This is a genomic window from Enterobacter cloacae complex sp. P18RS (assembly GCF_014982105.1).
GTDB lineage: Bacteria > Pseudomonadota > Gammaproteobacteria > Enterobacterales > Enterobacteriaceae > Enterobacter > Enterobacter hormaechei_C.
The window spans coordinates 33,582-40,684 of sequence record NZ_JADCKV010000030.1 but is presented as its reverse complement, the minus strand read 5'-3'; the positions used below and the strand labels follow the sequence as shown (position 1 = coordinate 40,684).

Here is a 7,103-nt window from a genome sequence, read left to right as displayed (position 1 = left end):
CTGCTCCACCCCGCGTCCGTGGAAGCGCACTATACTCGGATAGGTTTGTGATGCAACCCCTTTTTCACATAATTCATTATTTTGTATGCAAAATGAACGGCAAAAGCCACTTTGGACTATTTTTTGTGCAGAATTTGCCAAAGGGAAGGCGATTGCATTTCATTAACACGGTGGGTTTGTTATCTTCATCTCGCGGAATTGGGCAACTAAAAGACGAGATATAATGAAAGGACGTTGGGCGAAGTATCTGATGACAGGCGCAATGGTGGCGATTCTTGCGGCCTGCTCTTCCAAACCGACCGATCGCGGTCAACAGTATAAAGACGGGAAGTTATCCCAGCCTTTCTCTTTAGTTAACCAGCCAGACGCCGTGGGCGCTCCGATCAATGCCGGAGACTTCTCCGAGCAGGTCTACCAGATCCGCACTGCTTCTCCGCGTTTATACGGTTCGCAGAACAACGTCTATAGCGCCGTGCAGGACTGGCTGCGTGCAGGCGGTGATACCCGCAATATGCGCCAGTTTGGTATCGATGCCTGGCAGATGGAGGGGGCGGATAACTACGGTAACGTCCAGTTTACCGGTTACTACACCCCGGTTGTCCAGGCGCGACACACACGCCAGGGCGAGTTCCAGTATCCCATTTACCGTATGCCGCCGAAACGCGGTCGTCTGCCGTCCCGCGCCGAGATCTACGCTGGCGCGCTGAGCGAAAATTACGTGCTGGCCTACAGCAACTCCCTGATGGACAACTTCATTATGGACGTGCAGGGCAGCGGCTATATTGATTTTGGCGACGGCTCGCCGCTGAACTTCTTTAGCTACGCCGGGAAAAATGGCCATGCCTATCGCAGCATCGGTAAGGTGCTCATCGACCGTGGCGAAGTGAAACGAGAAGATATGTCGATGCAGGCGATCCGCGAGTGGGGCGAAAAACACAGCGAAGCGGAAGTGCGTGAGCTGCTTGAGCAGAACCCATCGTTTGTCTTCTTCAAACCGCAGAACTTTGCGCCGGTGAAAGGGGCGAGCGCCGTCCCGCTGATTGGCCGCGCTTCTGTGGCATCGGATCGTTCGATTATCCCGGCAGGTACTACGCTGCTGGCGGAAGTTCCACTCCTCGACAACAACGGCAAATTCAATGGCAAGTATGAATTACGCCTGATGGTGGCGCTGGACGTGGGTGGGGCGATCAAAGGCCAGCACTTCGACATTTATCAGGGCATCGGCCCGGATGCCGGCCATCGTGCAGGCTGGTATAACCACTACGGACGCGTGTGGGTGCTGAAGGCAGCGCCGGGTACCGGAAACGTATTCAGCGGCTGATTGTGGTATTCTGAGGGCAAGACGGATTACGGTTCAGGGTGAGGAATACCTCACCCTTTTTACATCTGAGGTTTTATGTCTGTGGTAATCAGCGATGCCTGGCGCCAGCGTTTCGGCGGCACGGCACGGTTATATGGTGAAAAAGCCCTGCAACTGTTCGCGGATGCGCATGTCTGCGTGGTGGGCATTGGTGGTGTGGGTTCGTGGGCGGCAGAAGCGCTGGCGAGAACCGGCATTGGCGCAATTACTTTGATTGATATGGATGACGTCTGCGTCACTAACACTAACCGTCAGATCCACGCCCTGCGTGATAACGTCGGTCTGGCGAAGTCCGAGGTGATGGCGGAGCGTATTCGTCTCATCAACCCGGAGTGTAGGGTGACGGTGATCGACGACTTTGTGACGGCAGATAACGTCGCGGAGTACATGAGCAAAGGCTACAGCTATGTGATTGATGCCATCGACAGCGTGCGGCCAAAAGCGGCGCTGATCGCTTACTGTCGTCGTTACAAGGTGCCGCTGGTGACAACGGGCGGCGCGGGTGGACAAATTGATCCGACGCAGATCCAGGTGGCGGATCTGGCGAAGACCATTCAGGATCCGCTGGCCGCTAAGCTGCGCGAGCGCTTAAAAAGCGACTTCAACGTGGTGAAAAATAGCAAAGGCAAGCTGGGCGTGGACTGTGTGTTCTCGACAGAAGCGCTGGTTTATCCGCAGGCGGATGGTTCGGTCTGTGCAATGAAAAGCACGGCGGAAGGGCCAAAGCGGATGGATTGTGCCTCAGGGTTTGGAGCGGCCACCATGGTGACCGCCTCCTTCGGCTTTGTGGCGGTCTCTCACGCCCTGAAGAAGATGATGGCGAAGGCGGAACGTCAGGCCTGAGCCTGACGGGCGGCATCCAGTACCGCGTCGTTTAGCGCAATCAGTCCCTGACCGCGCGAGGCGCTAAGCTGCGCGCGAAGTCCCAGCTCATCAAACAGCGCCAGCGGAGAATGCGCCAGCAGCTCTGCGGCGCTTTTCCCTTCGATTGCGGTCAACAGCACCGCCAGCAGACCGCGAACAATGCGTCCCTCGCTGTCGCCGAAGAAATGCAGTTTCTCACCGGATACGCTAAACCCAAGCCAGACGCGGTTCTCGCAGCCTGCGATCTCCTTCGCCTGTAATTTCAGCTCGTCTGACAGCGTGGGCAACTGTTTACCCAGCAGGATCAGCTGACGATATTTATCTTCCCACTGCGTGAGCGGGACGAAGGTCTGTTTTAACGTCTCTTCAGTAATAACGGTGCCGAACGGGTGTCCGGCTAAAGCTGAACTTGTCATTAATCCACCAGTAATTCCAGGGCGCGGTCGACGGCGGAAACCAGCGCATCGACGTCGCTTTTTGTATTGTACGGTGCAAACGAGGCGCGCAGGGTACCGCTTACGCCAATGGCCGCCAGCAGCGGCTGGGCGCAGTGCTGTCCGGCACGCAGGGCAATGCCATATCCGGCAAGCAACGTCACCATGTCGCTATGGTGCACGCCCGCGAAATCAAAGGCGAGCAGGCTGGAGTCCTGGACGCGGAACGAGCGAAAACCCGGACGTTTTTTCAGTTCTTCTTCCGCCAGCGTCGCCAGACCCCGGCTCCAGCTTTCAGCCTGAACCACGTCCGTTTCTGCCAGCCATTCGAGCGCTGCGCTCAGACCGATAACCCCGGCCACGTTTGGGGTACCGGCTTCCAGGCGGTAGGGTACATCCTGCGTTTTAAAACCGTCGAAGGTGACTTCGGTAATCATCTTGCCGCCGCCGAGCCACGGCGTCATCCGGGCCAGCAGTTCAGCTTTGCCGTACAGCGCGCCGATACCGGTTGGCCCGTACAATTTGTGTCCTGAGAAGGCATAGAAGTCGATATCCAGCGCCTGAACGTCAGCCGGAAAATGCACCACACCCTGCGCACCGTCGACCATCACCACCACGCCGCTGGCATGAGCAATCTCAATGGCACGCGCCAGATCCGGGCAGCCGCCGGTGACGTTGGACATCTGCCCCAGCGCCAGAATACGGCTGCGCGGCGTAATCAGCTCAGGCAGACGCGCCACGTCAGGCAGGAAGTCCGCACCCAACGGGAGCTTTACAACCTGTGCCCCGGTTTGTTCGGCCACCATCAGCCAGGGTACCAGGTTGGCGTGGTGTTCCGCCTCGCTGACGATGATCTCATCCCCGGGCTGCAACAGCGGACGCGCGTAACATTGCGCCACCATGTTAATGGCCTCGGTGGTGCCCCGCGTCCAGACGATGTTCTTACCGCTGTCAGCATTGATCAGGCGCGCGACCTGATCCCGTGCGGCTTCGTATTGCGCCGTTAAGCGCTGCGCGTCGGCATACTGGCTGCGGTGCACGTTCCCGGCGCTCAGGCTGTAAAACTGGCGGGTTGCCTCAATCACCGCCTGCGGTTTAAGGGCCGTGGCGGCGCTATCAAGATAAATGCCGGCATCGGCCAGCGCAGGAAACTGTGCGCGAAACTGCGCAGGACTGAAAGCGTTCATGGAATTCCTCATATCGATTCTACGATCGTCGCGCAAATTCATCGGCAGGGCAAGGAAGTTGATATCTATCAGATTTGTCTGCTTATCCTGGCGAGTCTGAAAAAGCAGGTTATGCTAAATAGTGTTAGGCGGATGTTTTAGCCTGTTATAAATCGAGGTTTGAATAGCATTAATTGCTAAAGGAGATAATCATGAAAAAGACAGCTGCAATCATTTCTGCCTGTGCGTTGACCTTTGCCCTGAGCGCCTGTTCTGGTAATAACTACGTAATGCATACCAACGATGGTCGATCTATCGTCTCTGAAGGGAAACCGACAACCGATAATGATACCGGGATGATTTCTTACAAAGATGCTAACGGGAACAAACAGCAGATCAACCGCAGTGACGTGAAAGAGATGAAGGAAATCGAGCATTAACAGTTAGATAAGCGAAAAAAAAGCACCGCAAGTTGGCGGTGCTACATTAATCACTATGGACAGACAGGGTAAATGTACAGGAAGTGAAAAATTGGTAGCGTTGCTACCGTGGTCTGAATCGCAGACCAATTGCAAACACAACAACACAACATCACAACCGTAAGCCAAAAGCCCTTCAGAACACGCATTCCAAAAAAAGCTTTTCGTTCCGGCTCAGGAAGTGCCGCCACTATAGGTATTTGCTGGTAGTTCCTCAACGGACAAATTATAATGGCTCAGATAAAAAAAACTAATAGGTTAAACGTTGTTTCCTATATGTTAAATCTCGTTAACATCTAAGCCAGATAACCATGTCCAAGCGATTGCCACCCCTAAATGCATTACGTGTTTTTGATGCAGCAGCACGCCACCTCAGCTTCACCCGCGCAGCCGATGAGCTTTTTGTGACACAGGCCGCAGTAAGTCATCAAATCAAGTCTCTGGAGGATTTTCTGGGGCTTAAGCTGTTCCGTCGACGCAACCGTTCGTTGCTGTTGACCGAAGAGGGGCAGAGCTATTTTCAGGATATTAAAGAGATTTTTTCCCAGCTGACGGAAGCCACGCGCAAGCTTCAGGCCCGGAGCGCAAAAGGCGCTCTGACTGTGAGTTTATTGCCCAGTTTTGCCATTCAGTGGCTGGTGCCGCGACTCTCAAGCTTTAACTCAACTTATCCGGGAATCGATGTCCGAATCCAGGCGGTGGACCGTCAGGAAGACAAGCTGGCAGATGATGTGGACGTGGCGATTTTTTACGGTCGCGGTAACTGGCCGGGCTTGCGTGTGGAAAAATTATACGCAGAATATCTGTTGCCGGTCTGTTCACCGCTGCTGCTGACGGGGGATAAAGCGCTCAAAACGCCCGCCGATCTGGCGCAACATACGCTTTTGCACGATGCTTCGCGTCGCGACTGGCAAACTTATACCCGCCAGTTAGGTCTTAATCATATAAACGTGCAGCAGGGGCCCATTTTTAGCCACAGCGCGATGGTGCTACAGGCTGCCATTCACGGGCAGGGCGTGGCGTTGGCAAACAACGTTATGGCGCAGTCCGAAATTGAGGCAGGCCGTCTGGTTTGCCCATTTAACGATGTACTGGTCAGCAAGAATGCATTTTATCTGGTTTGTCATGACAGTCAGGCAGAACTGGGTAAAATAGCCGCTTTCCGGCAGTGGATACTGGCGAAAGCGGCAAGCGAGCAAGAAAAATTCCGCTTCAGGTATGAACAATAACGTTTGTGTGCCGGGCACGCATCAATTCAGGACTTAAACATGACCAGCCGATTCATGCTGATTTTCGCCGCGGTGAGTGGCTTTATTTTTGTAGCTCTGGGCGCGTTTGGCGCGCATGTCTTAAGCAAATCTCTGGGCGTTGTAGAGATGGGTTGGATCCAGACCGGCCTTGAATATCAGGCGTTCCACACGCTGGCAATTTTTGGGCTGGCGGTGGCGATGCAGCGCCGCATCAGCATCTGGTTTTACTGGAGCAGCGTCTTTCTGGCGCTGGGTACCGTACTGTTCAGCGGCAGTCTTTACTGTCTGGCGCTGTCGCATTTACGCCTGTGGGCGTTTGTTACACCTGTCGGCGGCGTCAGCTTCCTGGCGGGTTGGGTGTTAATGTTTATCGGAGCTATCCGTCTGAAACGCAAGGGCGTTGTTCATGAATAAGGTTGTTTTATATTGTCGCCCGGGGTTTGAGAAAGAGTGCGCCGCGGAAATCACCGATAAAGCGGCGAAGCGTGAAGTCTTCGGATTCGCTCGTGTCAAAGAGAACGCGGGCTATGTGGTATTTGAATGCTATCAGCCTGATGATGCCGACAAGCTGGCGCGCGAACTGCCGTTCAGCTCATTGATTTTCGCCCGTCAGATGTTTGTCGCGGGCGAACTGCTGAAAGATCTTCCGCCGGAAGATCGCATCACGCCGATTGTTGGCCTGTTGCAGGGTGTGGTGGAGAAGGGCGGCGATTTGCGCGTGGAAGTGGCCGACACCAACGAAAGCAAAGAGCTGATGAAGTTCTGCCGTAAGTTCACCGTGCCGCTGCGCGCGGCGCTGCGTGATGCGGGTGTGCTGACAAACTACGAAACGCCAAAGCGCCCGGTCGTGCATATCTTCTTTATTGCGCCAGGATGTTGCTACGCCGGCTACTCGTATACCACCAATAATTCGCCGTTCTTTATGGGGATCCCGCGTCTGCGCTTCCCGGCAGATGCGCCGAGCCGTTCAACCCTGAAGCTGGAAGAGGCGTTTCACGTCTTTATCCCGGCGGACGAGTGGGACGAACGTCTGGCAAACGGCATGTATGCCGTCGACCTTGGCGCGTGCCCGGGCGGCTGGACCTATCAGCTGGTGAAACGCAATATGTGGGTTTCGTCTGTGGATAACGGCCCTATGGCGCAAAGCCTGATGGATACCGGGCAGGTCACCTGGCTGCGTGAGGACGGCTTCCGCTATCGCCCGAACCGCAACAACATCTCCTGGATGGTGTGCGACATGGTAGAAAAACCGGCGAAAGTCGCGGCGCTGATGGCCTCCTGGCTGGTGAACGGCTGGTGTCGTGAGACGATTTTCAACCTCAAGCTGCCGATGAAAAAGCGCTACGAAGAGGTGTCGCAGAACCTGGCCTATATTCAGCAGCAGCTGGACGAACACGGGATTAACGCGGAAATCCAGGCGCGTCAGCTTTATCACGACCGCGAAGAAGTGACGGTCCATATCCGTCGCTGGTGGGCGGCAGTGGGTGGGCGTCGCGACGAGCGATAACGTTTGTAACGCCCGGTGGCGCTGCGCTTACCGGGCCTACAAA

The 7,103-nt window shown here is 55.2% G+C and carries 8 protein-coding genes; 6 read left to right on the top strand and 2 right to left on the bottom strand.

The genetic code is table 11. The features are described from left to right. Positions 1 to 223: 223 nt before the first annotated feature. On the top strand, positions 224 to 1,321 hold the full coding sequence (mltA, locus tag INF61_RS20720) for a murein transglycosylase A (protein WP_015571742.1): 1,098 nt from the start codon (positions 224 to 226) through the stop codon (positions 1,319 to 1,321). A gap of 75 nt (positions 1,322 to 1,396) precedes the next feature. Beyond that, positions 1,397 to 2,203 (top strand): tRNA cyclic N6-threonylcarbamoyladenosine(37) synthase TcdA, encoded by an 807-nt coding sequence (tcdA, locus tag INF61_RS20715; RefSeq protein ID WP_006811804.1) that lies wholly within the window; start codon positions 1,397 to 1,399, stop codon positions 2,201 to 2,203. On the opposite strand, the gene csdE is transcribed toward tcdA, so the two are convergent. Together csdE and csdA are read right to left on the bottom strand one after the other, a co-directional pair. Beyond that, the gene (gene csdE, locus INF61_RS20710) at positions 2,194 to 2,640 is read right to left on the bottom strand and encodes a cysteine desulfurase sulfur acceptor subunit CsdE (protein ID WP_047062375.1); all 447 of its coding nucleotides are present in this window, start codon (positions 2,638 to 2,640) and stop codon (positions 2,194 to 2,196) included. The two genes, tcdA and csdE, sit on opposite strands and share 10 nt — an antisense overlap. Beyond that, positions 2,640 to 3,845, bottom strand: coding sequence for a cysteine desulfurase CsdA (gene csdA, locus INF61_RS20705; protein ID WP_015571739.1), 1,206 nt, complete (start codon positions 3,843 to 3,845; stop codon positions 2,640 to 2,642). Before csdA ends, csdE begins: the two co-directional genes overlap by 1 nt. A gap of 191 nt (positions 3,846 to 4,036) precedes the next feature. Between csdA and INF61_RS20700 the strand changes: the two genes are divergently transcribed. The 4 genes from INF61_RS20700 (at position 4,037) to rlmM (ending at position 7,060) form a co-directional block, all read left to right on the top strand. Then, positions 4,037 to 4,264, top strand: a complete 228-nt coding sequence (locus INF61_RS20700; RefSeq protein WP_015571738.1) for a YgdI/YgdR family lipoprotein — start codon at positions 4,037 to 4,039, stop codon at positions 4,262 to 4,264. 350 nt (positions 4,265 to 4,614) lie between these two features. Next, positions 4,615 to 5,532: a glycine cleavage system transcriptional regulator GcvA gene (gcvA, locus tag INF61_RS20695; RefSeq protein ID WP_003862758.1), complete on the top strand. Its 918-nt coding sequence runs from the start codon at positions 4,615 to 4,617 to the stop codon at positions 5,530 to 5,532. 39 nt (positions 5,533 to 5,571) lie between these two features. Next, entirely contained in the window at positions 5,572 to 5,967 is a 396-nt protein-coding gene (locus tag INF61_RS20690; RefSeq protein ID WP_003862756.1) for a DUF423 domain-containing protein, read from the top strand. Further along, a complete protein-coding gene (rlmM, locus tag INF61_RS20685) occupies positions 5,960 to 7,060 on the top strand; it encodes a 23S rRNA (cytidine(2498)-2'-O)-methyltransferase RlmM (RefSeq protein ID WP_003862754.1) in 1,101 nt (366 codons plus the stop codon). The genes INF61_RS20690 and rlmM overlap by 8 nt, the downstream gene beginning before the upstream one ends. Positions 7,061 to 7,103: the final 43 nt, after the last annotated feature.

Bases quoted from the DNA above. Each gene is read 5' to 3' on its own strand.
- INF61_RS20690 (WP_003862756.1), top strand. From the start codon at position 5,572: ATGACCAGCCGATTCATGCTGATTTTCGCCGCGGTGAGTGGCTTTATT.
- csdA (WP_015571739.1), bottom strand. From the start codon at position 3,845: ATGAACGCTTTCAGTCCTGCGCAGTTTCGCGCACAGTTTCCTGCGCTG.
- INF61_RS20700 (WP_015571738.1), top strand. From the start codon at position 4,037: ATGAAAAAGACAGCTGCAATCATTTCTGCCTGTGCGTTGACCTTTGCC.
- csdE (WP_047062375.1), bottom strand. From the start codon at position 2,640: ATGACAAGTTCAGCTTTAGCCGGACACCCGTTCGGCACCGTTATTACT.
- rlmM (WP_003862754.1), top strand. From the start codon at position 5,960: ATGAATAAGGTTGTTTTATATTGTCGCCCGGGGTTTGAGAAAGAGTGC.
- tcdA (WP_006811804.1), top strand. From the start codon at position 1,397: ATGTCTGTGGTAATCAGCGATGCCTGGCGCCAGCGTTTCGGCGGCACG.
- gcvA (WP_003862758.1), top strand. From the start codon at position 4,615: ATGTCCAAGCGATTGCCACCCCTAAATGCATTACGTGTTTTTGATGCA.
- mltA (WP_015571742.1), top strand. From the start codon at position 224: ATGAAAGGACGTTGGGCGAAGTATCTGATGACAGGCGCAATGGTGGCG.